At 56.4% G+C, this 26840-nt stretch carries 24 protein-coding genes and 1 pseudogene; 8 read left to right on the forward strand and 17 right to left on the reverse strand.

Translation table 11 applies throughout. From position 1 onward, the window contains the following. Positions 1-41: 41 nt before the first annotated feature. The 9 genes from recC to rppH form a co-directional block, all read right to left on the reverse strand. Positions 42-3416, reverse strand: a complete 3375-nt coding sequence (gene recC / locus A3466_RS19170; RefSeq protein WP_063451928.1) for an exodeoxyribonuclease V subunit gamma — start codon at positions 3414-3416, stop codon at positions 42-44. Between the two features lie 12 nt (positions 3417-3428). Further along, positions 3429-3752 carry a prepilin-type N-terminal cleavage/methylation domain-containing protein gene (locus tag A3466_RS19175; protein ID WP_063451929.1) on the reverse strand — a complete coding sequence of 108 codons (324 nt, stop codon included), beginning with the start codon at positions 3750-3752 and terminating at the stop codon, positions 3429-3431. Further along, entirely contained in the window at positions 3737-4135 is a 399-nt protein-coding gene (locus A3466_RS19180) for a DUF2509 family protein (protein WP_063451930.1), read from the reverse strand. Before A3466_RS19180 ends, A3466_RS19175 begins: the two co-directional genes overlap by 16 nt. Further along, positions 4132-4692: a prepilin peptidase-dependent protein gene (locus A3466_RS19185; protein WP_063451931.1), complete on the reverse strand. Its 561-nt coding sequence runs from the start codon at positions 4690-4692 to the stop codon at positions 4132-4134. The genes A3466_RS19180 and A3466_RS19185 overlap by 4 nt, the downstream gene beginning before the upstream one ends. Then, positions 4683-5147: a prepilin peptidase-dependent protein gene (locus A3466_RS19190; protein WP_063451932.1), complete on the reverse strand. Its 465-nt coding sequence runs from the start codon at positions 5145-5147 to the stop codon at positions 4683-4685. Before A3466_RS19190 ends, A3466_RS19185 begins: the two co-directional genes overlap by 10 nt. A 184-nt stretch (positions 5148-5331) precedes the next feature. Beyond that, positions 5332-6126, reverse strand: a complete 795-nt coding sequence (thyA, locus tag A3466_RS19195) for a thymidylate synthase (RefSeq protein WP_063451933.1) — start codon at positions 6124-6126, stop codon at positions 5332-5334. A gap of 6 nt (positions 6127-6132) precedes the next feature. Next, positions 6133-7008 carry a prolipoprotein diacylglyceryl transferase gene (gene lgt, locus A3466_RS19200; RefSeq protein WP_063451934.1) on the reverse strand — a complete coding sequence of 292 codons (876 nt, stop codon included), beginning with the start codon at positions 7006-7008 and terminating at the stop codon, positions 6133-6135. A 249-nt stretch (positions 7009-7257) separates the two neighbouring features. Beyond that, positions 7258-9504, reverse strand: coding sequence for a phosphoenolpyruvate--protein phosphotransferase (gene ptsP, locus A3466_RS19205; RefSeq protein WP_063451935.1), 2247 nt, complete (start codon positions 9502-9504; stop codon positions 7258-7260). Positions 9505-9516: 12 nt separating this feature from the next. Further along, positions 9517-10047, reverse strand: coding sequence for an RNA pyrophosphohydrolase (gene rppH / locus A3466_RS19210; protein ID WP_063451936.1), 531 nt, complete (start codon positions 10045-10047; stop codon positions 9517-9519). A gap of 454 nt (positions 10048-10501) precedes the next feature. Here rppH and A3466_RS23745 point away from each other — a divergent pair. From A3466_RS23745 to A3466_RS19225, 4 genes and pseudogenes are all read left to right on the forward strand, one after another. Next, positions 10502-10576 (forward strand): annotated as a pseudogene (locus A3466_RS23745) (hypothetical protein); the annotation flags it as partial. Positions 10577-10730: 154 nt separating this feature from the next. Continuing rightward, complete coding sequence (gene mutH / locus A3466_RS19215) at positions 10731-11423, forward strand: DNA mismatch repair endonuclease MutH (protein WP_063451937.1); 693 nt, start codon at positions 10731-10733, stop codon at positions 11421-11423. A 128-nt stretch (positions 11424-11551) separates the two neighbouring features. Beyond that, a complete protein-coding gene (locus A3466_RS19220) occupies positions 11552-11770 on the forward strand; it encodes a YgdI/YgdR family lipoprotein (RefSeq protein ID WP_003862794.1) in 219 nt (72 codons plus the stop codon). Positions 11771-11901: 131 nt separating this feature from the next. Next, on the forward strand, positions 11902-12942 hold the full coding sequence (locus tag A3466_RS19225; RefSeq protein WP_063451938.1) for an NADP(H)-dependent aldo-keto reductase: 1041 nt from the start codon (positions 11902-11904) through the stop codon (positions 12940-12942). A 105-nt stretch (positions 12943-13047) separates the two neighbouring features. Here A3466_RS19225 and lplT read toward each other — a convergent pair whose 3' ends face one another. Next, on the reverse strand, positions 13048-14241 hold the full coding sequence (lplT, locus tag A3466_RS19230) for a lysophospholipid transporter LplT (RefSeq protein WP_063451939.1): 1194 nt from the start codon (positions 14239-14241) through the stop codon (positions 13048-13050). Continuing rightward, positions 14234-16393: a bifunctional acyl-ACP--phospholipid O-acyltransferase/long-chain-fatty-acid--ACP ligase gene (aas, locus tag A3466_RS19235; RefSeq protein ID WP_063451940.1), complete on the reverse strand. Its 2160-nt coding sequence runs from the start codon at positions 16391-16393 to the stop codon at positions 14234-14236. The genes lplT and aas overlap by 8 nt, the downstream gene beginning before the upstream one ends. 617 nt (positions 16394-17010) lie before the next feature. On the opposite strand from aas, the gene galR reads away from it, so the two are divergent. Beyond that, on the forward strand, positions 17011-18033 hold the full coding sequence (gene galR / locus A3466_RS19240) for an HTH-type transcriptional regulator GalR (protein WP_063451941.1): 1023 nt from the start codon (positions 17011-17013) through the stop codon (positions 18031-18033). On the opposite strand, the gene A3466_RS19245 is transcribed toward galR, so the two are convergent. The 4 genes from A3466_RS19245 to A3466_RS19260 all read right to left on the reverse strand — a co-directional run bounded on the left by A3466_RS19245 (position 17988) and on the right by A3466_RS19260 (position 22073). Beyond that, positions 17988-18464, reverse strand: a complete 477-nt coding sequence (locus A3466_RS19245) for a GNAT family N-acetyltransferase (protein ID WP_063451942.1) — start codon at positions 18462-18464, stop codon at positions 17988-17990. The genes galR and A3466_RS19245 overlap by 46 nt on opposite strands. After that, entirely contained in the window at positions 18461-19234 is a 774-nt protein-coding gene (locus A3466_RS19250; RefSeq protein ID WP_063451943.1) for a GntR family transcriptional regulator, read from the reverse strand. The genes A3466_RS19245 and A3466_RS19250 overlap by 4 nt, the downstream gene beginning before the upstream one ends. 78 nt (positions 19235-19312) lie before the next feature. Further along, on the reverse strand, positions 19313-20740 hold the full coding sequence (locus A3466_RS19255; RefSeq protein WP_063451944.1) for a glycoside hydrolase family 1 protein: 1428 nt from the start codon (positions 20738-20740) through the stop codon (positions 19313-19315). 7 nt (positions 20741-20747) lie between these two features. Further along, entirely contained in the window at positions 20748-22073 is a 1326-nt protein-coding gene (locus A3466_RS19260) for a PTS sugar transporter subunit IIC (protein ID WP_006811828.1), read from the reverse strand. A 299-nt stretch (positions 22074-22372) separates the two neighbouring features. Here A3466_RS19260 and A3466_RS19265 point away from each other — a divergent pair, with 299 nt between their 5' ends. Continuing rightward, on the forward strand, positions 22373-23410 hold the full coding sequence (locus A3466_RS19265; RefSeq protein WP_063451945.1) for a LacI family DNA-binding transcriptional regulator: 1038 nt from the start codon (positions 22373-22375) through the stop codon (positions 23408-23410). Here the strand turns inward: A3466_RS19265 and lysA are convergent. Then, positions 23380-24642 (reverse strand): diaminopimelate decarboxylase, encoded by a 1263-nt coding sequence (gene lysA / locus A3466_RS19270; RefSeq protein WP_063451946.1) that lies wholly within the window; start codon positions 24640-24642, stop codon positions 23380-23382. The genes A3466_RS19265 and lysA overlap by 31 nt on opposite strands. A gap of 120 nt (positions 24643-24762) precedes the next feature. On the opposite strand from lysA, the gene A3466_RS19275 reads away from it, so the two are divergent. After that, positions 24763-25689, forward strand: a complete 927-nt coding sequence (locus A3466_RS19275) for a LysR family transcriptional regulator (protein ID WP_063451947.1) — start codon at positions 24763-24765, stop codon at positions 25687-25689. On the opposite strand, the gene A3466_RS19280 is transcribed toward A3466_RS19275, so the two are convergent. Next, positions 25684-26376 (reverse strand): aspartate/glutamate racemase, encoded by a 693-nt coding sequence (locus tag A3466_RS19280; protein WP_063451948.1) that lies wholly within the window; start codon positions 26374-26376, stop codon positions 25684-25686. The genes A3466_RS19275 and A3466_RS19280 overlap by 6 nt on opposite strands. Before the next feature lie 135 nt (positions 26377-26511). On the opposite strand from A3466_RS19280, the gene A3466_RS19285 reads away from it, so the two are divergent. After that, the gene (locus A3466_RS19285; protein WP_063451949.1) at positions 26512-26835 is read left to right on the forward strand and encodes a cupin domain-containing protein; all 324 of its coding nucleotides are present in this window, start codon (positions 26512-26514) and stop codon (positions 26833-26835) included. Positions 26836-26840: the final 5 nt, after the last annotated feature.

Consider the following 26840-nt stretch of genomic DNA (forward strand, 5'->3'; position numbering starts at 1 on the left):
CATAAATGAACACCTCATGCTGCGCAATTTTTATACAGCGCTCAGGACTGATTAAATTTGTACAACGGTAACAGGTAGCGTTGCGCCTCTTCCGTGATAATGTCGAAGTATTCTGGCTCCAGCGTTCGCCATAAACGCTGATACCAGACATCGTCGCCCTCGCCACGTACCATCATGTTCCCTTCGTAGGCCTGCAAAAACTTGCTGCGCGCTTTCTGGAGCGAAGCCTCATCCGTTAACATGGCATCATTCTGCGCGTCGTAACAGGCTTTTATCCACGCCCCCCCACTTTCAGGCAGTAAAAGTAGTGGTTTGTTCATGCCCTGACGGTAGCCTTCAATATAAAGCGACAGATACGTCAACGCCTGATCAGGCTTCATGGGCGGGAAGCGCCACTCGCCGTCCTTACGTACAAACAACCGGCTTTCGCCTTCGTGACCATTCGCACAGTAGACAAGGTGTTCGAGCCAGAGTTGCAGGCCATGTGAAACGCTGAGCATGGAGGGGCGCCAGCGCAGCAGCCCGTCAGACTGCACGTGCGTGAGCCAGCCGCTGAGGTGGATACCGTTACAATCGAGATCGATTTCAATGCTGCTCGCCGGCTGCCGACACGCGATAACCCGGTCAGCAAGCGCTTGCATCTCCTCGCACTGGGCATCCCAGACGATTTCGCCGAACGCGCCATACGGAAGTAATCCCGACGCCCTGAAACGTCTGAACAGTTTGCTGGCATCTTCTTCGTCAACCAGCGCATTCAGAAGCTGGGAATTAAGTTTAAACCGCTCCAGCCCATCAAGAATAAACGGTTCCGCATCGGGGATTTCGCTCTCTTCCGAACGGAAGTTCACCTGCAAGCGTTGCTGGAAAAAAGCCCGAACCGGATGCGCCCAAAAGCGCTGTAGCTGCTCAAACGTGAGGGTGTCTATGGCGAGCGGTTCGAGCGCCTGAATAAAATCGGTTTGCGGTGTTCCCTCGTTCTTCGCGGCGGGAAGCCACTCACGGGCGTAGCTTTGCAGTTCATCAGGAACGTAATTGACAGGATCAAACGGCATACGGCTATGGTGACAGGTGATATGCGCTTTCACCCTACGTTCACTTTCGTCGCAGTTGCAGGCTTCATCGCCCGGCAGATAGTGACTCTGTCCAATGTAGTCCACCAGCTCCTGCACCAGCACCGACGGGAAACGCTCGCTGTTATCCTGAATTGAACGCCCGATATAGCTGATATAGAGCCTGCTTTGCGCGGACATCAGCGCCTCAAGGAAAAGATAACGGTCATCATCGCGGCGGCTGCGGTCGCCCCGCTTCGGCTGTGCGCTCATGAGATCAAAGCCCAGAGGGGGCAGCGCGCGTGGATAAATACCGTCGTTCATGCCAAGCAGGCAGACCACTTTGAAGGGAATTGAACGCATCGGCATCAGGGTGCAGATATTCACCGGCCCTGCAAGGAAGCGCTGGCTGATGCGCTCCTGGTCAAGGCGTTGCGTCAGCTCATCGCGCAGAAGCGAAAGGGGAACCGCTTCGTGATAGTGCGAATTTACCCCTTCATCCACGATGGCCTGCCACTGCTTCTCGATAAGCGCCATGGCGGCCTCTGTTTCGCTGTCCGGCAGGAAGAAATCATTCAGCATGTCGCGGCAAACCGGCAGCCACTCTTCAAGCGGGCGGGGCTGCATCAGCGCGCGGCGCCAGCGGTTGAGCTGCATCAGCAGCGAGGCCAGGTGACCTACCAGTTCCGCGATTAACCCGCTGGACTCATCGTACGGCAGCACGTCATTCCATTCGCCGTGGATGCTCTCCATCGCATACCCCAGCAGCATGCGGGTAAGGCCAAACTGCCAGGTGTGCTGGCCGGTGGGTGGAAGCTCGAACTCCTGAACGTTGTCATCGTCAATTCCCCAGCGGACGCCGGATTCGTTCACCCACTGACGCAGGTAGCGCAATCCCTCTTCGTTAATGTCGAAACGTGCGGCCAGAACAGGCACATCCAGCAATGCCAGCACATCCTCAGAGATGAACCGGCTATCGGGCAGCGAAAGCAGGCTGATAAAGGCCTGAAGCGCCGGGTGTGACTGACGAGCGCGGCGGTCTGAGATCGCGTAGGGCAGATAGCGGTCACCCGTTGCGCTGCCAAATACCGCCTGAATAAACGGGCTATAGCTGTCGATATCCGCCACCATCACCACGATATCGCGCGGTGTCAGGGTTGGATCGTCCTGCAACATGGCCAGCAGGCGGTCATGTAGAACTTCAACTTCACGCTGTGGACTATGGCAAACGTGGATCGCGATACTACGATCGTCAGGATCCAGTTTTCGCTTCTTATCGCTTCGCGCAAACTCCTCGGCAGTGATCCCGGCAACGGCACGGTTTTCTAAATCCAGAATATCGAGCTGAATATTGTGCAGCAGGCTGTCCGGCGTGATATCCGCAAACGCATCCACGTCCCCCTCTCCCGAGGAGGTGATATCTGAAAGCAGATAAATATAGTCGCGCCCCAGCTTGCCCCACGAGGCAAGCAGCGGGTTCGGCAGGTTCTGAATCCCCTCTTCATCGAAAAGCTGCGCCGCGTTTTCAGTGTCCTTAAACAGCGGCACGGCACGTTCCTCAAAGAGGCGTTTTCGCTGGCGGGTGACCAGCCGTGAAAGCCAGCGCGGATCCTGAATATCTCCCCAGTAGTGCCGACACGGGTTGGTAAAAAGGATATGGATATCAGTATGCTTACCGAGCGCTTTGAGCGCGTTCAGGTAAACCGGCGGCAGCGCGGAGATACCGCAAATGAACACGCGTGACGGCAAACGGGCTGGTCGTTCTGCGGTGTTCTCAAGCGTTGAGATAAAGCGATCGTACAGGTTAGCACGGTGCCATTTAGGCTGACCGAGCTGCTCGGTATGCTCGACCAGCGCTTTCCAGAGCGGCGCCTGCCAGATTTGCGCTTCCGGCAACCCATCGACTAATTCTCCCGCTTCCCAGCGAATCAGCCATTCTGCACGGTAAACCAGATACTGGTCGTAGAGGTCGGCGGTACGTGAGGCCAGTTGAAACAGTTTGCGCTTGTCGGTGTCATCATTCAGGTAGTGGCGCAGCATGGCGAACTCTTCATGCTCCAGCATGTCCGGCAGCAGCGTCATCAGTTTCCAGGCCATGCTTTGTTTGTTGAAAGCGCTCTGCTCGGGAATATCCGGCAGGACGCGAACAAACATCTCCCAGATAAAGCTCGCGGGCAGCGGAAAATCGATGTTCGCCGCAATGCCAAACTTCTGCGAAAGGGACATTTGCAGCCACTGCGCCATACCGGTGCTCTGCACCAGCACCATTTCTGGCTCAAACGGATCGTCGAGACGCTCTTGCTCAACGATATACTCCATCAGTGCTTCCAGCACATCCAGACGATTTGAGTGGTAAACCCTTAGCATAAACGCTCCCGACTACCGGCTAACCGGGCAATGCAGACGCGTCAACGCGCCCTGCCGCCCCATAGGAGAAATAAGTGTGACCGTGATGCTGACACATCCGGTCTGTGTTGTCTGCCCCCGAATGACCTGCCAGCCCGGCGGGAGCGTCGACGTTGAGATCTGCGACTGATTCCACGCATGATGCCATAGCTGACGATACTGGCTAAGCGCCGCATACCGGGCCGCCAGCGCGCGATGATATCCGGATAACGCCGTCACAACCACAACCAGCAACATCATTGCCAGCAAAACCTCAACCATGCTAAATCCTTTTTGTCTGCTCAGGGTAACTGACATAGCGCTTTTTCCTTAAGGGGGCAGAAATCGCTCCAGCCGTGGGCAGAAAAGCGTATTTGTCCTTCCGTGATTTCTCCGCCCTGCCAAAGCAACAGATCGTCAATTCCGGCAATAAGCAAAGCCCGATCCCTGAGCAGCCTTAAACAGACCCGCCAACGCTGCGTCTGCTTGCACTGAACCTCTGGCCGTAAAGCCCAGCGCTGAACGCGTCCCCACTCCAGCGCAGACTGCACGGCAGCCTGCTGGCGAACGGACAGACTCTCATTACTCACCAACGCGTTAAAAGTTTTCAGCTGCTGGTTTAATCCGGTGAGGATCAGCGTGCCGAGCACCAGCAACAGCAGGACCAGCGCCAGCGATGACATGCCCCGCTGACGATTCACAGATTAAACCCCGTTACGGTGTGGTGGGCTGAAAAGGGTGTGGTCAGTTCACCTTTGCGCCGGGCGCGCAGCTCGACATTGATTACTGGTGCATAACCAGCATGGTCGGTTTTGGTGATCATGAACTGCTCTATCAGGATCCGATCGGGGTCGGTGAGTTTATCCCATCCCTTACCTTCACAGGACGTCGCGCCCCGCAGCGTTTCAAGTGCACCGGCTTCAAGCCGAAATCCCGTGCTGTCATTTTCTGACACAGAGGTATCCCACTGACCGTTGCTGTTTGCATCCCACTGCACAATTGCACAGCGCCTTTGCCTGCCGATGATTAACCCTTGCCCCTGACAATGCCCTGCACAATATCCTGCTCGCTGGAGCTGTTTACCGATTGCAAGCAGACGTTGCCACACCTCATCTTCCAGCTCCCGTTGCCCGGATTGCAGTAAAACACCCCGCTGTAGCCCCGGTAAAAACCGTGACGTGCTGAGTAACAGAATGCTGCTTATCGTCATCGCAATCAGGACCTCCAGAAGGGAGAACCCTTTTTGTTTTACTGGCATAGACTTTCTCCTGCGGCATTACACAGCCTGATACGCCCACTATTTGCGACAACAACCCACCACGCACCGGCGCGGCTCCGCACACGAATATGCCCGGCCCATGCGGTATCCCTTAAGCCGTAAAATCCCAGCGCAGGCGTGACGTCGCTCAGCGTGACCTCCGGCCATAACGGTTTCATCACGAACGGGCCGCCGCTGTCGCAGCCCGGGACCACAGCGCTGATAAGGCAAGGCTGATTCCCGTTAGCGTGAAGTGCGATCCTGTGCTCGCTATTGTGACGATTTGCGTCGTTTCGCAAGAACACCAGGTAATCACGTACCTGACAGGCTGTCTGCCAGAGCCGCTGCCGCTGTTGCCAGCTGTCCCAGCCATAAAGTCCCGTCGCGCTGAGGATCACGGCCAGCGAGATGGCGACAAGGGTTTCGATAAGCGTAAAGCCATGTTCGTTTTTCATGGCGGGAGTGTGGCGGAAAGGCAGAAAAGGCGCGAGCGTCAAACCAGTACATTACGAGCCGCTTTCAAGAGAATGTCGTCTGTTGCAACGCATTGCATCATCTCTGGAAACAGGCTCGAAAAACAAAACGAGCGCGAAAAAAAACCGGCGCTCAAGAGCACCGGTTGTGTCAGGATCCGCCGTATCAGATGGCGACAGGCGCTTTAATGCCGGGATGCGGGTCGTAGCCCACAATCTCGAAGTCATCAAAACGGTAATCGAAGATCGAATCCGGCTTACGTTTGATCACCAGTTTCGGCAGCGCGCGCGGTTCACGCGTCAGCTGGAGATGCGTCTGTTCCATATGATTGCTGTAGAGATGGGTATCACCGCCCGTCCAGACGAAATCGCCCACGTCAAGATCGCACTGCTGCGCCATCATGTGCACTAACAGCGCGTAGCTGGCGATGTTAAACGGCAGGCCGAGGAACACGTCGCAGGAGCGCTGATAGAGCTGGCAGGAGAGCTTGCCGTCCGCCACGTAGAACTGGAAGAAGGCATGGCACGGTGCCAGCGCCATTTTGTCCAGCTCCCCAACGTTCCAGGCAGAAACAATGATACGACGCGAGTCCGGGTCATTCTTCAGCTGGTTCATGACGGTCGTGATCTGGTCGATATGGCGGCCGTCCGGGGTAGGCCACGCGCGCCATTGCTTGCCATAGACCGGCCCCAGGTCGCCGTTTTCGTCTGCCCACTCGTCCCAGATGGAGACATTGTTTTCATGCAGATAAGCAACGTTGGTATCGCCTTGCAGGAACCAGAGCAGTTCATGAATGATCGAGCGCAGATGGCAGCGCTTCGTCGTCACCAGAGGAAAGCCTTCTTGCAGATTGAAGCGCATCTGGTGGCCAAAAATAGAGAGCGTACCGGTGCCGGTGCGGTCGTTTTTCGGCGTGCCCTCGTCGAGCACTTTTTTCATCAATTCAAGATACTGTTTCATGGTTCCTCAGGAAAGTTGTTGCTGTGGACGACGACGATACGCCCAAATCATCATAATGGCACCCGCGACAATCATCGGGATGGAGAGGATCTGCCCCATGCTGATGTACTGTACCCATTCGCCGGTAAACTGCGCATCCGGCTGACGGAAGAACTCGACGATGATACGGAATGCGCCATAGCCAATCAGGAACAGACCAGAGACAGCCCCCATTGGGCGCGGTTTGCGGATGTACAGATTCAGGATGATAAACAGCACCACGCCTTCCAGCGCCAGCTCGTAAAGCTGAGACATATGGCGCGGCAGAACGCCGTAGGTATCGAAAACAGACTGCCACTCAGGATGCGAAGGCAGCAGTGCGATATCCTCTGCGCGCGAGCCCGGGAAGAGCATGGTAAACGGCACGCTCGGATCGACACGCCCCCACAGCTCACCGTTGATGAAGTTGCCCAGACGCCCTGCGCCCAGCCCAAACGGAATTAACGGCGCAATAAAATCAGCCACCTGGAAGAAGTTACGTTTGGTGCGTTTGGCGAAGATCACCATGACCAGGATCACACCAATCAGCCCGCCGTGGAAGGACATGCCGCCGTCCCAGACGCGGAACAGATAGAGCGGATCGTTCAGGAATACCGGTAAGTTGTAGAACAGAACATAGCCGATACGACCGCCCAGGAACACGCCGAGGAAGCCAGCATAAAGCAGGTTTTCCACTTCGTTCTTCGTCCAGCCGCTGCCGGGACGACTGGCGCGACGGCCAGCAAGCCACATGGCAAATACGAAGCCCACCAGGTACATCAAACCGTACCAGTGAAGCGCTACGGGTCCTATTGAGAAAATTACCGGATCAAATTCCGGAAAATGCAGATAACCACTGTTCATCTGTCACCACAAGATGTTGTTATTCCGCTGAAAGTGGACAGCGGCTGAATTGCATTCCCGCCGTTGGCAGGTGCTCCAAAGTTGCGAATCATAGCATAAGGCAGGCGCGGAGGATGCGCCTGAGATGTAAAAGATGTGTATAGGACAGGTCCTCCCACCCTGGCCCTCTCCCCAAAGGGGCGAGGGAATTGTTAGCTGCTCGCATTCATTTGTGGGGATCCCTCAGCCCTGTAGAAGAGGGGAAAGGCGTTAGCGACCACCGCGGATCAGGCCGCCCATACCGCGTCGTTCCATAAATGCCGCCACCTGGTGACGAACCTCGGCTGCCAGCTGCGCATCAAGGCTGCGCTCGGCCAGCTCGCGGGCATCATTGACGTCAATATGACGCAACAAATACTTCACGCGCGCTACGGCGCGGCCGTTCATCGACAGATGGCGATACCCCAGACCAACCAGGATCGCGACGCACATAGAGTCTCCGGCCATTTCACCGCACAGGCGCAGATCAATACCGTACTGTTCAGCCTCACGGGCGATCATCGCCAGGGCACGAAGCATCGCCGGATGCAGGCTGTCGTAGATGCTGGCAACGCGGGTGTTGTTGCGATCGACCGCCAGAATGTATTGCGTTAAGTCGTTGGTGCCGACGGAGATAAAATCGACGCGGGTCGCCAGCTGCGGCAGCATAAAGACCATTGAGGGCACTTCGAGCATCACGCCGATACGCGGTTTCGGGATCGCATAGCCGATCATCTCTTCCACTTCGCGCCCGGCGCGTTCTATCAACCGCCGTGCTTCGTCGATCTCGTCAATACTGGTGACCATCGGCAGCAAAATGCTGAGATTCCCCGTGGCCGCGTTGGCGCGCAGCATCGCACGAACCTGAATAAGGAAGATTTCCGGCTGATCGAGGGTAATGCGGATCCCACGCCAGCCGAGGCAGGGGTTCTCCTCGCTGATGGGCATGTAGGGCAGCTGTTTATCCGCGCCGACGTCCAGGGTGCGCAACGTTACGGGTTTGTCGTTAAACATCTGCAACATGCCCTGATACTGCGCAACCTGTTCCTCTTCTGAAGGGAAGCCGCTTTGCAGCATAAACGGGATTTCGGTGCGGTAAAGGCCAATGCCGTCGATGCGGCTGCCGAGCTTTTCTTCGTGCTCGGGGCTTAAGCCAGCGTTGAGCATCACCTTTACCCGCTCACCGCTTTTGAGCTGCGCGGGCAGGTTGACGTCATCCTCCGCCAGCTTGCTTAATTCATTCTCTTCGCTGATAAGGCGCTGGTACTCCTGGAGGAGAACCGGCTCAGGATCAACCAGCAGCTCACCGCGATATCCGTCCACCACCAGCGTGCGGCGATGCAGCACGGAGGGCTGAATATCCGCGCCCATAACGGTCGGGATACCGAGCGCGCGCACCATGATAGCGGCATGGGAGTTAGCAGCGCCATCGCGCACCACCACGCCCGCCAGCCTGTCCTGCGGTAATTCCGCCAGCGTCGTCGCCGAGAGTTCATCGGCCACCAGCACAAACCGGCTTGGCCAGGCATTCGCCCCCTGAATGGTATCATCGAGGTGGAAAAGCAGACGTTGCCCAAGCGCGCGTAAATCACCGGCTCGCTCTTTCAGATAACCGTCAGTCAGCACCGCAAACTGTTCGGCAAATTTTTCGATGACCTTTTTAACCGCCCACTCTGCCACCGAACCTTTATCGACCTCGGCAAACAGCTCACGGCGCAAGCGCGCATCGGAAAGCAGGTGTGAATAAAGATCGAAAATGGCCGCCGTCTCTTTTTGCGCACCAGCGGCAAAGCGTTTGCTGTAGCGACGAAACTCATTTGCCGCCTCTTCCAGCGCGGCGGTAAGCCGCTCGCGCTCAAGCGCTTCATCCAGCGTAGAGGCTTCGTAGACCTGCTCCATCAACGGTAGCGTGGCATCCATCCAGCCTTCGGCGATAGCGACGCCCGGCGAGGCCGGAAGCGCCCGGATACGCGTATGCCGATACTGGCCAAAAAGGGCGGCCAGCTGGGACTGGGAGAGGATCGCCGCCATCTGCGTTGCCAGCGTGACGAGGAAGGACTCCTCGCTTTCGTCGTACTGGCGCAACTCTCGCTGCTGAACAACAAGCACGCCAAGCAGCTGACGGCGCTGAATAATCGGTACGCCAAGAAAAGCGCGGAAACGCTCCTCTTTTACGGAGGGGATATATTTGAAGCTGGGGTGTTTTTGCGCATCGGCAAGGTTGATTGGCTCCGCCAGTCGTCCGACCAGGCCAACAATACCTTCATCAAACGCGAGCGTGACGGTGCGTCCCCGTGGTTTTTTTAAACCGCGGGTTGCCATCAGGTAGTAACAACGTCGGTCATGGTCGGCCAGATAGACCGAACAGACTTCGGTTTCCATCGCAAGACAGATGTCCGTCACCAGGATATTCAGCGCCTCGTTGAGGCGAGGCGCACTGGCAACCTTTTCAACTATTTCTCGCAAGCGGGTGAGCATGATTTGCGTAGCTTAACCTCTTTTACGTCGCCAGGCAGGTGCGCTCTGAGGCTTAGGAGGCGTCTCCTGAAGCTGCATAACGGCACTTGCGAACTCTTTCATCACCCTACGGTAAACATCGCGCTTAAAAGACACGACCTGACGAACCGGATACCAGTAGCTTACCCAGCGCCAGCCATCAAACTCCGGCGTGCTGCTGGTTTGCATATTGATATCTGAATCGTTGCCCACCAACTGCAAAAGAAACCACTTCTGTTTCTGGCCGATACAAACCGGCTTTGTGTCCCAACGCACCAAACGTTTCGGTAACTTGTAACGCAACCAGTTGCGGGTCGAAGCCAGGATGCGAACATCTTTGCGGCTTAAACCAACCTCTTCAAACAGCTCCCGGTACATCGCTTGTTCTGGGGACTCTCCAGGATTGATCCCGCCTTGCGGGAACTGCCAGGAGTGCTGACCATATCGCCGGGCCCACATCACCTGACCCTGACGATTACAAATTACTATTCCTACGTTTGGGCGGTAGCCATCGTCATCAATCACCGGACTACCCCAAACTAAATCTGATATATGAATGATTGTTTCACACTACAGGGAGGCGGTAAACCACTCTCTTACAGGCCTGCAACCTAATAACATTTGAATAACTCACAAATTTGTGAGGACTTATAAACAGATGAGGGTGACTGAGACCATTTTTATTCACCTTTTCTGTGGATATAGTTGTGAAGAAGTACGGAATTACCGATGAACAACCTTGTAGACCGACGAAACGCCCATTTACGCCCTTCACAATAAAGCATTTAAATACATAACATTATAGTCAAATGCAGGGCATTAAAGGCGATTAACGTGACGATCGTCACATCAAAGATCCTCCTGCTGATGAAAGATCGAACAGCGTCGGTTTTATCCACAGATTGTGCCAATAAGTTAGGCACAATTTGTGTGAAAATTCGATTTTCATCGCACGTCAAGGCTGTAAATTGAAACAGTAGTGGCGGTTATACCCAGTTATCCCATTTTTCTGTGGATAACATGGTGTAAGATCCTGTTTATTGTCAGTGACCAGAATTGAACAACCTGTTTTTTAGCCGTGCCACACTGCTTTTTATTCTAAAAAACCTGATAAAAACCAACCACATGGAATATGTACTCAGAAAAAGGTAAACTCTATCCACAAGGGATAAAATATCAGCTCATTTTTTAACCAAAAGGTTGTTAGCATGCATTCTCTCGCCCCACTGCTCTCCCCTCCCGTCAGTGAAGCCCAGTTGCTCCAGCAGGCACAGCGTCTGGCAGGTTATTCACTGGGTGAGCTGGCCGTGATGGCGGGGTTAACGATACCTAACGATTTGAAGCGCGATAAAGGCTGGATCGGCGTGTTGCTTGAACGCTGGCTGGGCGCAAGCGCGGGCAGTAAACCCGAGCAAGATTTTGCGGCGCTGGGCGTTGAGCTGAAAACAATCCCTGTCGATAGCCAGGGGCGGCCGCTGGAAACGACCTTTGTCTGCGTGGCGCCGCTGACGGGTAACAGCGGAGTGACCTGGGAAACCAGCCACGTCAGGCATAAGCTGAAGCGGGTGTTGTGGGTACCCGTTGAGGGCGACAGGCAGATCCCGCTGGCAGAACGTCGCGTTGGCGCCCCGCTGCTCTGGAGTCCGGATGAAGAAGAGGAGAGGCAGCTTTCCGAGGATTGGGAAGAGCTGATGGATATGATTGTGCTGGGACAGGTTGAGCGGATCACCGCCCGGCATGGCGAAGTGCTGCAACTCCGTCCAAAAGCCGCCAACAGCAAAGCGCTCACTGAAGCGGTAGGCGCACGGGGCGAACCGATCCTGACGCTGCCGCGCGGTTTCTATCTTAAAAAGAATTTCACCGGGGCGCTGCTGGCACGACACTTCCTGTTGAAAACATAGTTTTTTACCAATTTTGCGCTCCGGCTAACATAATCTCCTCCTTTTTAAGATTTCCCCCCTTTCACCTGTCGTAATATCAGGTTATTACTACACTATGATTTGATACGAGCCAGGTGAGGATGAGAACGATGAAAAAATGGGCAGTAATTATCTCAGCAGTCGGTTTAGCGTTTGCGGTATCGGGTTGTAGCAGCGACTATGTCATGTCAACGAAAGATGGTCGCATGATCCTGACCGATGGCAAACCCGAAGTCGACGACGATACCGGTCTGGTGAGTTACCGCGATCGCGAAGGCAACCAAATGCAAATTAATCGCGACGAAGTATCCCAGATCATCGAGCGATAAACAAATAAAGGTCAGTAGCTTGCTGGCCTTTTTGATTTTTTCCTTCCCCTTTTGCCTTCCCTCTGCCATGTTTATATTCCTTTGTCGGGAGGTTCCTGACGCAGTCTCTATGTCTAAAAAGGAAACCGGCTATGCATTATCACCGTATCCCCCACAGCGCTCTGGAGATCAGCCAACTGGGGTTGGGCACCATGACATTTGGTGAACAAAACAGCGAAGCCGATGCCCATGCACAACTCGATTACGCCGTCAGCCAGGGCATTAACCTGATTGACGTGGCGGAGATGTACCCTGTTCCTCCACGCCCGGAAACACAAGGCCTTACCGAAACGTACGTCGGTAACTGGCTGGCGAAACGTGGCAATCGCGAAAAGCTGGTTCTCGCCTCTAAGGTTAGCGGCCCTTCCCGTAATAACGATGCCGGGATCCGCCCTAACCAGATCCTCGATCGCAAGAATATCCGTGCCGCGCTGGATGCCAGCCTCAAGCGCCTGCAAACCGACTATCTCGATCTTTATCAGGTGCACTGGCCGCAGCGTCCGACAAACTGCTTCGGCAAGCTCGGCTACACCTGGAACGAGAGTGCTCCGGCCGTTACTCTGCTGGAAACGCTGGAAGCGCTTACGGAATGTCAGCGCGCGGGCAAGATCCGCTACATCGGCGTTTCCAACGAGACGGCGTTTGGCGTGATGCGCTATCTGCATCTGGCCGATAAACACGATCTGCCGCGCATCGTGACCATTCAGAACCCGTACAGCCTGCTGAACCGCAGTTATGAAGTGGGTCTGGCGGAAGTGACGCAGTACGAAGAGGTGGAGCTGCTCGCCTACTCTTGCCTGGGCTTCGGTACCCTGACGGGCAAATACCTGAACGGCGCGAAACCGGCTGGCGCGCGTAACACGCTTTTCAGCCGCTTCACCCGCTATAGCGGTGAACAGACGCAAAAAGCCGTTGCGGCGTATGTGGATATCGCAAAGCGTCATGGGCTCGATCCGGCGCAGATGGCGCTGGCCTTCGTGCGTCGGCAGCCGTTCGTCGCCAGTACCCTGCTGGGCGCGACGACAATGGCGCAGCTGAAAACCAATATAGAGAGTTTCCACCTGACCCTCAGCGAAGAGGTGTTAGCGGAGATTGAAGCGGTGCATCAGGTTTATACTTACCCGGCACCTTAAGTTGACGTTTTGCCCGGTGGCGGCGTTGCCTTACCGGGCCTACAAAATCTGCCAATATCACGAAACGTAGGCCGGGTCAGGCGGAGTCACCACCCGGCAAAGATATCACCGCCGACGCTGCCAGACCCACAGCCCGGTAATCGCCAGCGCAAACAGTGCGCCAAACCCCACTCCGATTGCCACGACCGGCGCGCCCGCTTTTACCGCCAGCGAGTAGATCCCCAGCATCAGCAGCATCGCCATGTTTTCGCCAAGGTTTTGCACCGCAATGGCGTTGCCAGCCCCCACGGTCTGCTTGCCGCGCTCCTGCAAAAGCGCGTTGAGCGGCACCACAAAGAAACCGCCTAACACGCCGATCAGTAACAGCAGGGCATAGGCAGGCAATATGGCATGTTGCAGGGAGAAGAACAGAACGCCGACGCCGATCAGGATCCCCGCAGGCATGCAGCGCGCAACAGTTTCAAGCGTTACCAGTTTGGCCGCAGCCCCGGCCCCGACAACAATCCCGACGGCAACCATGGCATTCAGGTAGGTCGGCGTGGCGTTATCTGTTATCCCCAGCGCCACCGGTACCCACAGCACCAGCAGGAAACGCAGCGTGACGCCGGCGCCCCAGAACATGCTGGTCCCCATCAGCGAGAAGCGCGTTTCACCGTTGCGCCACAGCACGCGGCAGGCATTAAAGAAGCTGCCGGTCATTGGCCCAAAGCGCCAGGATTGTCCCGGACGCGCCACTGCCAGTTTAGGGATAAACAGGTTGGCGATCACCGCGCCGCCGTACATCAGGGCACAGATGCCAAGCGCGGCGAGCACGTGCCAGTCGGCCAGTACGCCGCCAGCCACCGAACCCAGCAGAATCGCCGCAATGGTGGAGGACTCCATCAGGCCGTTCGCCTTCACCAGCTTATCACCGGTAGTAAGTTCCCCCAGAATGCCATATTTCGCCGGAGAGTAAGCGGCCGCGCCAATGCCCACCAGCGTGTAGCCGACAAACGGGTTGATACCAAAGCAGATACTTGCCGCGCCCAGAAGCTTAAGGCTGTTGGCAAACATCATGACCCGACCTTTCGGGAAGCTGTCCGCCACCTGGCCGACAAACGGCGCAAATACAATGTAAGCACCCACAAACACCATCTGTAGGATCGGCTGGCTCCAGTCGGGATAAAACTCAGCTTTCAGCAATGCCAGCGTGGCAAACAGCAACGCGTTATCGCCGAACGCGGAAAGAAACTGAGCGGCGATAACCGCCATCATGCCTTTCGACCAGATTGAAGTGTTAGTGTGTACTGACTCATGCATTTTGCTGTTCCGCCTCTTCAACCATGCCCTTCAGGGTCACGAAATCGGGTTTACCGCTGCCCAGCACCGGTAACTGTTTGAGGTAACGAATATCGCGGGGCACCGCCAGCTCGGGAATACCGTGTTCGCGCGCATACCTGAGCAGCACGTCACGCTTCAGTTCAGCGTCGGTGGTAAAGAGCACCAGCGCCTCGCCTTTACTGGCATCACTTTTCACCACGGTCGCATGCATTTTCTCCGCAGAGACCGCGGTCGCCAGCGTCTCTACCATTTCAAGAGAGACCATTTCACCAGCGATTTTGGCGAAGCGTTTTGCCCGTCCCTGAATCTGCACGAAGCCCTGATCGTCGAAGCGCACGATATCGCCCGTGTCGTACCAGCCCGTTTCAACCTCGCCATTGACGTTCTCGGCCGTCGGCGCTTCGAGCACACCCGGATTTTCCACGCGCAGATAGCCGTTCATGACGTTCGGCCCTTTAAGCTGAAGGCGTCCGCCGTCTTCAATGCCCGGCACCGCCAGCAGCCGCGCATCCAGCCCCGGCAGAATGCGGCCAACCGTTCCTGGTTTTGCCGCCATCGGTACGTTGATGGATACCACCGGCGCACACTCCGTCACGCCATAGCCTTCCAGAATGCGCAGGCCAAATTTGTCCTGCCAAATCTGGCGCGTGCTGTCCTGGAGTTTTTCCGCCCCCGCCACCACGTAGCGCACGCGGAAGAAATCATACGGGTTGGCGAAACGCGCGTAGTTTCCGAGGAAAGTGGACGTGCCGAACAGCACGGTGCAGTTACGGTCATAAACCAGTTCCGGCACAATGCGGTAGTGCAGCGGGCTTGGGTAGAGGAACACTTCGGCACCGGTCAGCAGTGGCGTGAAGAGCCCCACGGTCAGGCCAAAAGAGTGGAACAGCGGCAGCGCCGACATAAAGCGATCGTTGGCGGTAAAGTCGGCGATAGTTTTAATCTGTTCGACGTTAGCCAGGATGCTTTTATGGCTGTGAACCACGCCTTTCGGGTTGCCTTCAGAGCCGGAGGTAAAGAGGATGATGGCATCGTCTTCCGGCTGCTGCTTGACCTGCGCCAGGTGCGGCATCAGCAGATGGGCAAAAATCCACAGCTTATCGGCTGTCGTGACGTCTGCTTTCAGATCTTCCAGGAACACCCAGCGCACCTGGGTCAGCTGTTCCGGCAGGTGCCACAGCTTACCTTTATCCAGGAACTGGCGGGAGGTAAAGACGGTGTTGATTTGTGCCGCGGAAATCGCGCTGGAGAGTCCCTTCACGCCCGCCGTGTAGTTCATCATTGCCGGAATGCGGCCCCGGGAGACGGCACCAAAGATCACCGCCGCGCTGATACCCGCGTTCGGCAGTATCAGGCCGATCTTTTCGCCCCGTTTGCTGTACTTCTCGAGGATGCGCCCGACAAACAGCGTTTTGGTCAACAGCTTACGGTAGGTATCCGGCGTAAAGTTGATGTCTTCAATGCAGTTTTTCTTCGCGCCGTAACGATACTGCGCCGACAGCAACGATTCATACAGCGTTTCGCGCGGGCGAACGGCCATGCGCGCTTCCATCATAATCTGGTGCAGCATCTCCCCGGCGATTTTACGGCGGTCACGCGCCCGCGGTGCCTCGGGCATCGGCAGAGACGTTGGCGGTAAAATGTGCAGCGTAATTTTCGGGAACAGGCGCTGCTTCACCAGCCCTTTCAGGCGGCTGAAAAAGGTCAATTCAGCCCCCTCAATGCGCAACGGCACGACGGTGGCGCGTGACTTCGCCGCGACAAAACCGGCCCCGTCATAAATTTTCATCAGGGAGCCCGTCACGGAAATACGCCCCTCCGGGAAGATGACGACCGGGCGTCCCTGCTCAACCAGACGCACCAGATGTTTAATCATCATCGGTTTGGTTGGGTCGAGCGGCACAAAATCAATCAGCGGCCTGAGCCAGCGCATGTACCATTTTTCACTGATGGAGCTGTACACCGCGAAGACGGGACGGACGGGCAAAAACAGCGCCAGCAATACGCCATCAAGAAAGGAGACGTGATTCGGAGTGATGAGAACACGCTCGCCATAGAGCGCTTGCGTATCGCCCGTTACGCGGATGCGAAACAGGACGCGGAACAGTGTGCGGAAGAACCCAAAAAGCATTTCAACTCCCTTTGCCAGCCAGTGTGAAAGGTATAAATGGTGGCAGATTACACGAGAAGTAGTAAGGGAGCGATAGCAAATACAGAGGCGAAAAAAAACCTGCGCATCCGCGCAGGTTGGTGCAAGAGAAGAGTACGAAAACGTACTAAGAATTCTCACCAATCAATACCTCTGGGATCTTGATTGTGGTCTCTGGCGGTACGCTTCGCCAGCGGGAAAACGCAAGGGAATGAGCCGAAGTGCAACCAGGTGTGAATATTCTCTGTTGCTGTTACAGGTTGAACTTACAGGCAAAAAAAAACCTGCGTAAAACGCAGGTTGGTGTAAATCGTGTTAATCAACCGAAGCTGATTCCACCTATCAATACCTCTGGGATCTCGACTCTAGCAATTCACGGCGCATCGTTGCTAACGGACAATCGCAACAGCCTGAGGCAAAGTGTAACTAAAGGTTCAGATTGACATTATTCAGACATGACTGACCGTGTAACGATTACACCGCGAGGGATGTTCTGCATCACGTTAGCAGAGGACGCTCACCCGGTCCCCTTGAATGCGCGCCGCTTTTCCGCAACACTAGTTAGTGTGTAAACGCTTACCCCTATAAGAAGGTATTGAATGGCGACAATTAAGGATGTAGCTCGTCTGGCGGGTGTTTCCGTCGCGACCGTCTCCCGCGTGATCAACAACTCCCCTAAAGCCAGTGATGCATCGCGCCAGGCCGTGCAGGACGCCATGGAAAACCTGAATTATCACCCTAACGCCAACGCGCGTGCCCTTGCCCAGCAGTCAACAGAAACCATCGGGCTGGTGGTTGGGGATGTGTCCGACCCTTTTTTCGGCGCGATGGTCAAAGCCGTAGAACAGGTCTCTTATCACACCGGTAATTTTCTGCTGATTGGTAATGGCTACCACAATGAACAAAAAGAGCGCCAGGCCATTGAGCAGCTGATTCGCCATCGCTGTGCAGCGCTGGTGGTACACGCCAAAATGATCCCCGATGCCGAGCTGATTCACCTGATGAAACAGATGCCGGGGATGGTGATGATCAACCGTATTATTCCCGGTTTTGAAACCCGCTGCGTGGCGCTTGACGACCGTTACGGCGCATGGCTTGCAACCCGTCATCTGATTCAGCAGGGACATACCCGTATCGGTTATCTGTGCTCCAACCATCCGATTTCCGATGCGGAAGATCGCCTTCAGGGCTATTACGACGCGCTGCGCGAAGCCGGTCTGCCCTGCAACGATCGCCTTGTGGCGTACGGTGAACCGGATGAGAGCGGCGGCGAGCAGGCGATGACCGAGCTGCTGGGACGCGGGCGAAATTTCACCGCCGTGGCCAGCTACAACGATTCCATGGCCGCAGGCGCAATGGGCGTGTTAAACGATAACGGGATTGACGTGCCGGCAGAAATTTCGCTGATTGGCTTTGATGATGTGCTGGTGTCGCGCTACGTGCGCCCTCGCCTGACCACCGTGCGTTACCCGATTGTAACCATGGCAACGCAGGCGGCAGAACTGGCGTTAGCGCTGGCCGAGCATCGCCCGCCGCCGGAAATTACTCACCTGTTCAGCCCAACCTTAGTGCGCCGTCACTCGGTGGTTTCGCCCGTTGAAGCCGCGAGCGAACAGCGATAAAGATGGACGGTTTTATCCGGGTATTCCAGCGCATCGCCGATGTAGTGCCAGCCGTAACGTTCGTAGAAGTCGCGGCAGGCAGACCAGAGATGCAGCTCGTGATACCCGGCGCGTCGCGCATAGCCCTTCACATGCTCCTGAAGTTTTCCCGCCAGCCCTTTTCCCCGGGCCGCTTCATCGACATACAGCGCAGCCAGCCATGGATGAAGATCCTGCCGGGAAATCAAATCGCAGCGCCACAGCCCAACGGTGCCCAGCAGCCGATCGTTCTCAATGGCAATAAAGGTGAGCGGTAACGCGCCCGGCGTCAGGCTGTGCTCGACGATGCTCTGGAAAAAGGCGCGCGGCAATCCTTCACCAAACGCTTCCCAGATCCAGTCGATTACCTGTCCTGTAAACTGCGGAGCAGCGTAAAGCGGCAGGATCTTCACACCAGCTTCCCCTGGAAAAGGGGAACCGATTCGAAGAGGTAGCCGTCAAAATCTGGCGCGTCTTCGTCTGACAGCTCAAGCAGGCTCTTTTTAACGTTCTCAAGATGCTGGAACATGGCCTGCCAGGCCCCCATCACGTCGCGGCGGCGGAGCGCAGCGAGAATGGTTTGCCTGTCGCCGAGCCACTTCAGGCGCCAGGCGCGGCTGGCGATATGACCGTTGAACTGCTGCCACAGCGGGCTGCTGTCCATGTGATGCCAGACGCTCTCAACCGTCGCCAGCAGCATCTGGTTTTGGGTGGCCCCCGCCAGCACCAGGTGGAACATTTTATTGTTGTCCTGGCTGCGATCGTCGATGGCAATCGCCCGCTGCTCCTGCTCGATAATGCGGCGCAGGTTGTCGATGTCCGCGCGGGTTGCCATTTTTGCGGCAAAGGCAGCAATGTTGCTTTCAAGCAGCTGACGCGCCTGGAGTATTTCAAACGGGCCAACGTCACTGTTCAGAAAGCGTTCTTCCTCGTTCTCATGCTCCTCCGGAATGCGCATCACGTAAACGCCAGACCCCTGGCGAATATCCACCGTCCCCTGAAGCTCCAGCATCAGTAGCGCCTCGCGTACGATGGTGCGGCTCACGCCATATGTCTCGGCGATATTGCGCTCCGGCGGCAGGCGCGATCCCACGGGATAATGCCCCTGGATAATTTGCGCACGTAAATCCTCGCCAATTTCCTGGTACTGTTTTTTTTCCGGCAGGATGACAGCCTTATCCACGTTTTCACCTGTGTTTTTCAGTTAATGCGCGGGCCGGACGTCCTTCCGGCCAGTTTGTGCACTATTTTACCAGAAGGCTTACTTCCATTCATCGTCAACGCTCAGCGTGAGCACGCGCGTCTCGCGCAGCTGGCGGAACCAGGAGGCCGATGCTTTTGCCCGCCGGGCGCGATGGTTCTCAAGGTCGATTTCAATTAGCCCGTAGCGGTTTTTAAACGCGTTCATCGGAGAGACGTTATCGGTGAAGGCCCACAGCATATAGCCGTGGCAGTTCGCGCCTGCCTCGCGCGCCAGCAGCGTGTAGTAGAGATGTTCGCTGATAAACGCGATGCGGTACGCGTCATCAATAATGCCGTCGCGATTGCGGAACTGCGCTTCATTCTCCACGCCCATCCCGCTCTCCGCCACGAACCAGTCGATATTGCGGTAGCCCTGTTTGATCCGCATCGCCATGTCGTAGATGATGCGCGGATAAATTTCCCAGCCACGGGAGGGGTTCATTCTGCGCCCGGGCAGTTCGAACGGCTCGTAGTAGTACGCCGGGTGGAACGGCGTCTCCGGGTGCCAGGCGCGGGACGGGGCTTTTACCCGGTGCGGGTAATAGAGGTTGATCCCCAGCTCGTCAACGGTGTTGTCGGCAATCAGCGCCAGCTCGTCAGCCGTGTAGTCCCACTGCACCTGATGCTGCGCCAGCAGGGTAAAGAGCGCTTGCGGATAGCGCCCGTGGACCAGCGGATCGAGAAAAACGCGGTTATAGAACAGATCGTACATCTCTGCCGCCCGCACGTCATGCGGCGCGCGCGAGCGCGGGTAGGTCACCTCCGGGTTGAGAATACAGCCCACCGTGCCGTCATAACCTTTCTCACGGAACAGCTTGACCACTTTTGCCGTCGCCAGAATCTTATGGTGGTTCCACTGCATCCAGGTGCTGGTGTTCTGCTCATAGGGCCAGCGCAGCGCGTCGAGGTAGACGCGCGTCTGGACCACAATCGGCTCGTTGAAGGTAAACCAGCGGGTAACGTTGCCGTGAAAGCGCTCAAACACCTTTTCCGCGTAGCGCACAAACAGCTCGACGACGTGCTTCGACGCCCAGCCGCCGTAGGTCTCCAGCAGCACGCCCGGCAGCTCGTAGTGTTCCAGGCAAATCATCGGCTCAATGCCCTGACGGTGCATTTCATTGAACAGCGCGTCGTAGTACGCGGCGTACTCCTCGTCTACCGTCGCGTTTTCATAGTCGGTTAAAAAGCGCGACCAGTTGATGGAGGTGCGATAGTGCGTCAGGCCCGCCTGCTTCATCAGCGCCACGTCTTCGCGGAAGCGATTGATAAAATCGGTGGCCACCGCCGGACCATAGCCGTTGTGCCAGACGTTACGATCGTTCTTGTACCAGAGATCGATCCACGAATCCTGCCCCGGCTTTTTGCCGCTCCAGCCCTCGGTCTGCCAGGCCGATGCCGCTGCGCCCAGAATAAAGTCCTGCGGTATGGCTATCTGTTTTGTGCTCATCATATCCTCATGCGTTATCGGTGGCTTGTTGCAGCGCGGCCTGCTCTGCGCGGCGCGAGGCAATTTTCACAAACGGCAGATAGATAATCACCGCGGTCACGATGCAGATAAACTGGGTGATCACCGCCCCCATGGAGCCAGCGGTGGACAGCCAGGCGTTGATCAGCGGCGGCGTGGTCCAGGGCACCATCACCACGGCTTTACCGGCAAACCCGGTCACGGTGGCAAAGTAGCCAATGGAGCCCGTCACCAGCGGCGTGATGATGAACGGGATAGCAAGGATCGGGTTGAGCATGATTGGCATACCGAAGATCACCGGCTCGTTGATGTTAAAAATGCCTGGCCCAATGGACAGCTTGGCGATCTCCTTCATCTCTTTACGTTTGGTGGCAATCATCACCGCGATCAGCAGGCCGATGGTCAGGCCGGAACCGCCGATGCTCATATAGACGTCCCAGAACGGCATGGTGATGATGTTTGGCACCTCTTTACCCTGCTCGAACGCGCTCATGTTGACGGTGATCGCCCCCAGCAGCAGCGGCTCGCGGATCGGCTTGATCATCTGGTTGCCGTGAATACCAATCACCCAGAACAGCTGGGCGACAAACATCAGCAGCAGGATCCCAGGCAGGCTTTGCACCACCCGCTCCAGCGGCTGTTGCACCACCTGGTAAACCGCGTCGTAGAGATACATACCGGTAACCTGATGGAACACGAAGCCAAAGGTCGCAATGGCGGTGGTGGTGATAATGGCCGGGATCAGCGCGGAGAACGACGCGGCGACGTTTGGCGGCACCGTGTCCGGCATCCTGATTTTCAGTCCCTTACGGTTTTCCAGCCAGCAGTAGATCTCCACCGACAGGATGGCGATAAACATGCCGAGGAACAGGCTGCGGGTATCGGAGAACTGGCGCAGCAGCACGTCTTTCACCACGTGCATCTCGCCGTCCACCAGCATTTCCACCGTCGTCGGCGTCACGCAGATAAAGCAGATCACCGCCAGGAGGCCGGGGAACAGGGATTTAATGCCGTTAATACGCCCCAGCTCAATCCCGATTAAAAACACCGCGCCGATGTTAAGAAAGTTCAGCGTGGCATAGTTAAGCGCGCTGGTGATCGGCTTTAACGCCGCGAGAAATGATAGCGACTGAAAGCTTGCCAGGCCGTTTTTCGGATCCAGCACCATATTGGAGATCAGTACCGAGAACGCCCCCACAATGATGACCGGCATTAAGGTGATAAACGCAGACTTAATCGCCTGGATATAGCGATAGCTGTTGAAGGTGGTGGCAAAACTGCCCAGAGCGTCGATCAGTTTTTCCTGAAATGCCATAGGGTAATACCTCAGTAAAAGGGCTTTTATTGAATAAGGTGTACAGCCGGATACTATTGGTATGCCAAAAATAGCGTCAGCAGCCGCTTTGTTCTGTGATTAAGCTCTCAACGACGCCAGAGGTATTCCAGATTGCGATTTATCACCATTTTGGTATACCAATGGCAGGTATTTATTCCGCGAGTGAAGATCGTTACCGAAAAGCGTGATCGTTATGGGGTTTTGCCCTCCCCACGTCGCTTATGCGCCGGATGGTCTGTGTTAAACTGCAAACCATTACGTGGAAACAGGAATTTCGAATGGCAACAATGCTGGATGTCTCACTGCGTGCGGGCGTGTCGAAGGCCACCGTTTCGCGCGTGCTGAACGGCACAGGTCAGGTTAAAGAGAGCACGCGTCAGCAGGTATTTCGCGCGATGGAGGAGCTGGGCTATCGTCCGAACTTTCTCGCGCGTTCGCTGGCTAACCAGACCAGCAACAGCATTGGTCTGGTCGTCTCGACCTTCGACGGTTTTTACTTTGGGCGTTTGCTACAGCAGGCGTCGCGGCAGACCGAAACGCACGGTAAACAATTGATTGTCACCGACGGCCACGATGCTCCCGAACAGGAAGAACAGGCGGTGCAGATGCTCGCCGACCGCAAGTGCGACGCCATCGTACTGTACACGCGTTACATGAGCGAAAAGACAATCCTGAAGCTGATTAACAGCGTGCAGACGCCGCTGGTGATCATTAACCGTGAAGTGACCCAGGCGGCGGATCGCTGCGTATTCTTTGAACAGCAGGACGCGGCCTTCAAAGCGGTGGATTACCTGATAAGCCAGGGCCATCGGGAGATCGCCTGTATCACCGTCCCGATCCACACCCCAACGGGTAAAGCGCGGCTGATGGGCTACCGTAAGGCGCTGGAGAAGCACGGTATTCGTCTCGACGAGCGGCGGATTAAATACGGCGATGCGGGCATGACGCGGGGTTACGAGCTGTGCAAAGAGCTGATTGCGGAAAAGACGCCGTTCAGCGCCCTGTTTGCCTGTAACGATGATATGGCCCTGGGCGCCTCCAAAGCATTGCACCAGGCCGGGCTGAAGATCCCGCAGGATATTTCGCTGTTTGGTTTTGACGATGCCCCCAGCGCAAAGTGGCTGGAGCCAGCCCTGTCGTCGGTGTATCTGCCGATCGATAATATGATCGTCACGGCGATCGACCAGGCGATCCGGCTGGCAAAAAACCAGCCGGTTGAGGCGATCCCGCCGTTCACCGGCACGCTGGTCTTACGCGATTCGGTGACAACGGGCCCCTGGTTTAATCAGACCAGCTCTAACGCCAGCAGCTCCTGAATGGTCTGGCGACGGCGAATCAGCCGCGCCACGCCGTTATCAAACAGCACTTCCGGCAGCAGCGGGCGGCTGTTGTAGTTTGAAGACATCGACGCCCCGTACGCACCGGTATCATGCAGCACCAGATAATCTCCCGGTTTTACCTCTGGCAGCGAACGGGTTTCGACTTTCCCGCCTTCCTGCTGAGTAAAGACGTCGCCGGATTCGCACAGCGGGCCGGCAACCACGGTGTCGATGCGCGGCGCGTTGACCAGATCGCGGCCATCGGCGGCCAGCGCCGTGATGTGGTGATAGCTACCGTACATGGACGGACGCATCAGGTCGTTAAAGCCAGCATCAATCAGCACAAAATGACGGCTTCCCATCTCCTTCACGCTACGCACCTGCGCCACCAGCACACCGGCTTCGGCGACCAGGAAACGACCCGGCTCAATTTCCAGCTTCACCGCGTGGCCCAGATGGGCGGCGATGCTGTCGCGCGCGGCGCTCCACAGCCCGTAGTAGTGATCCGTGTCGATCGCCTCTTCCCCTTCACGATAGGGAATGGACAACCCGCCGCCGGCGGAGATCGCCTCCAGATCCTGACCAAAATCGATCACCTGACGCACCATGGCGCCACAGACCTGCTCAAGGTGGCCGTAATCCACGCCGGACCCAATGTGCATGTGAATACCCACCAGCTTAAGATCGTAGCGTTGTAAAACTTCCAGCGCCGCAGGCATATCGGCATACCAGATCCCGTGCTTGCTGTTTTCGCCCCCGGTGTTGGTTTTCTGGCTGTGACCGTGACCAAATCCCGGGTTGATGCGCAGCCAGACGCGATGGCCAGGAGAGACCTGCCCAAGCTGCTCCAGCATATCCACCGAACCGGCATTGACCGGGATTTGCAGCTCGTGCACGCGCGCCAGAGTGGCGTCGTCAATCAGGTCGGCGGTAAAGACGATCGCGTCGCTGTCGGCTTTGGGATCAAACCCCGCCGCCAGTGCACGTTCGATTTCACCCAGCGATACGGAGTCAACCTTTACGCCCTGCTCGCGCATCAGGCGCAGGATGTGAATATTGGAGCAGGCCTTCTGCGCGAAACGCACCACGTCAAACTGATGCAGCGCGGCGATCTTCTCGCGGACAATCTGCGCATCGTAGACCCACACCGGACAGCCGAATTCGGCAGGCAGGCGCAGCAGGTTATCGGCGTTCAAATCGGTTTCGGTCTGGTTGAGCGGGCGTGGCATGGTCGTCTCCGGAAATCTGTTTTTTATTATTACGCCATAGCCTGAAGAGAATAAAAAATATCGTTTTATGGTGAGTCTATGCAAAAATGATATGGATAACGCTCAGACACCAGGTGCCCTATGCCCGCCGTTAACCTACGCCATATCGAGATTTTTCATGCGGTGATGACCACCGGCAATCTCACTGAAGCCGCGCAGATGCTGCACACCTCGCAGCCCACGGTCAGCCGCGAGCTGGCGCGCTTTGAAAAGGTGCTGGGGCTGAAGCTGTTTGAACGCGCGCGCGGCAGACTGCATCCGACGGTGCAGGGGTTACGTCTGTTTGAGGAAGTTCAGCGCTCCTGGTACGGCCTGGACAGGATCGTGAGCGCGGCGGAGAGCCTGAGGGAGTTTCGCCAGGGCGAGCTGTCCATCGTCTGCCTGCCGGTCTTTTCCCAGTCATTTCTGCCGGTGCTGTTACAGCCGTTTCTGGCCCGCTATCCGGAGGTCAGCCTGACCATCGTGCCGCAGGAGTCGCCGCTGCTGGAGGAGTGGCTTTCGGCCCAACGCCACGATTTGGGTCTGACCGAAACCCTCGTGACGCCCGCGGGCACGGAGCGCACGGAGCTGCTCTCGCTGGATGAGGTCTGCGTGTTGCCTGTCGGCCATCCGCTTAGCCACAAAGCGGTGCTGACGCCGGCGGATTTCCACGGCGAAAACTATATCAGCCTGTCGCAGACCGACAGCTACCGGCAGCTTCTGGACGGCCTGTTTGCCGAACATCAGGTGAAGCGGCGGCTGGTGGTGGAAACGCACAGCGCGGCATCGATTTGCGCGATGGTGCGCGCGGGCGTGGGTATTTCGGTGGTGAACCCGCTCACGGCGATGGATTACGCCAGCAGCGGAGTGATCCTGCGCCGGTTTAGCGTTTCCGTTTCCTTTACCGTAAGCCTGATCCGCCCCCTGCACCGCCCCGCCTCAGCGCTGGTGGATGCCTTCAGTGAACACCTGATTGCGCACGCGCGTCAGGTGGCGCTTCGCTTACCTGACCTGCAAAAACCCTTATGACAGCATAAACTCCACCGCATCGGCGGCGTGAAGGGCGGCGGTATCGAATACCGATATCGGGCTTTGATCCGCCGGCACCAGCAGGCCGATTTCGGTACAGCCGAAAATTACCCCTTCCGCCCCCTGCTGGGCCAGTTTCTCAATCACGCTGACGTACCAGGCGCGAGAAGGTTCGCAGAAGGTACCGAGGCAGAGCTCATCAAAAATAATCTGATTAATGCGTGCCCGGTCAGCCTCCTCCGGGATCAGGCTTTCTATCCCGAACTGACTGCTCAGCCGCCCGCGGTAAAAGTCCTGCTCCATGGTGTATCGCGTCCCCAGCAGCGCCACGCGCGTCATGCCGGCAGTAAGTATGGCTCGCCCGGTGGCATCCGCGATATGTAAAAACGGCAGCGAGCAGCGGTCTTCAATATGTGACGCCACCTTATGCATGGTATTGGTACACAGCAGAATACCCTGCGCCCCCGCACGCTCCAGCCCAAGCGCGGCGTCCGCCAGCATCTGCCCGGCTTTATCCCACTCCCCGCTCGACTGGCAGGCTTCGATTTCATGAAAATCCACGCTGTGCAGCAGCAGGCTGGCCGAATGCAAACCGCCCAGACGCTGTTTGACACCTTCATTAATCAGGCGGTAGTACGGGATCGTTGATTCCCAGCTCATGCCCCCTAACAGACCGATCGTTTTCATCTTTCCTCCTGTGCGTTTCACCCAGTGAAGCAAACTTGTGATCGCCTTTCCAGTTATTTGGCTAATCGTTTCCTTTTATGCGTGGGTGAGATAAGTTAAATGAAACATTGTTTCATTACATAACAGGGCGAAAATATGTTTATTTTCCATAAAGAGACCACGCTTGACGATCTGGGTAATGGCGTGACGCGCCGTATTCTGGCGCACGACGGCAGGATGATGGCGGTGGAAGTGAATTTTGAGCAAGGGGCGATTGGCCCGATGCATAACCACCCGCATGAACAGCTCACCTACGTTCTTTCGGGCGAATTTGAATTTACGATTGGGGAAGAGAAGCATGTGGTGACGGCGGGCGACACTCTCTATAAAGCGCCGCACGTGATGCACGGCTGCGTCTGCCTGAAACCCGGTACATTGCTGGATACGTTTACGCCGGTACGCGAAGATTTCCTGAAATAAAAAAA

The sequence above is a fragment of the Enterobacter genomosp. S genome (assembly GCF_001631805.1).
GTDB classification, from domain to species: domain Bacteria; phylum Pseudomonadota; class Gammaproteobacteria; order Enterobacterales; family Enterobacteriaceae; genus Enterobacter; species Enterobacter quasihormaechei.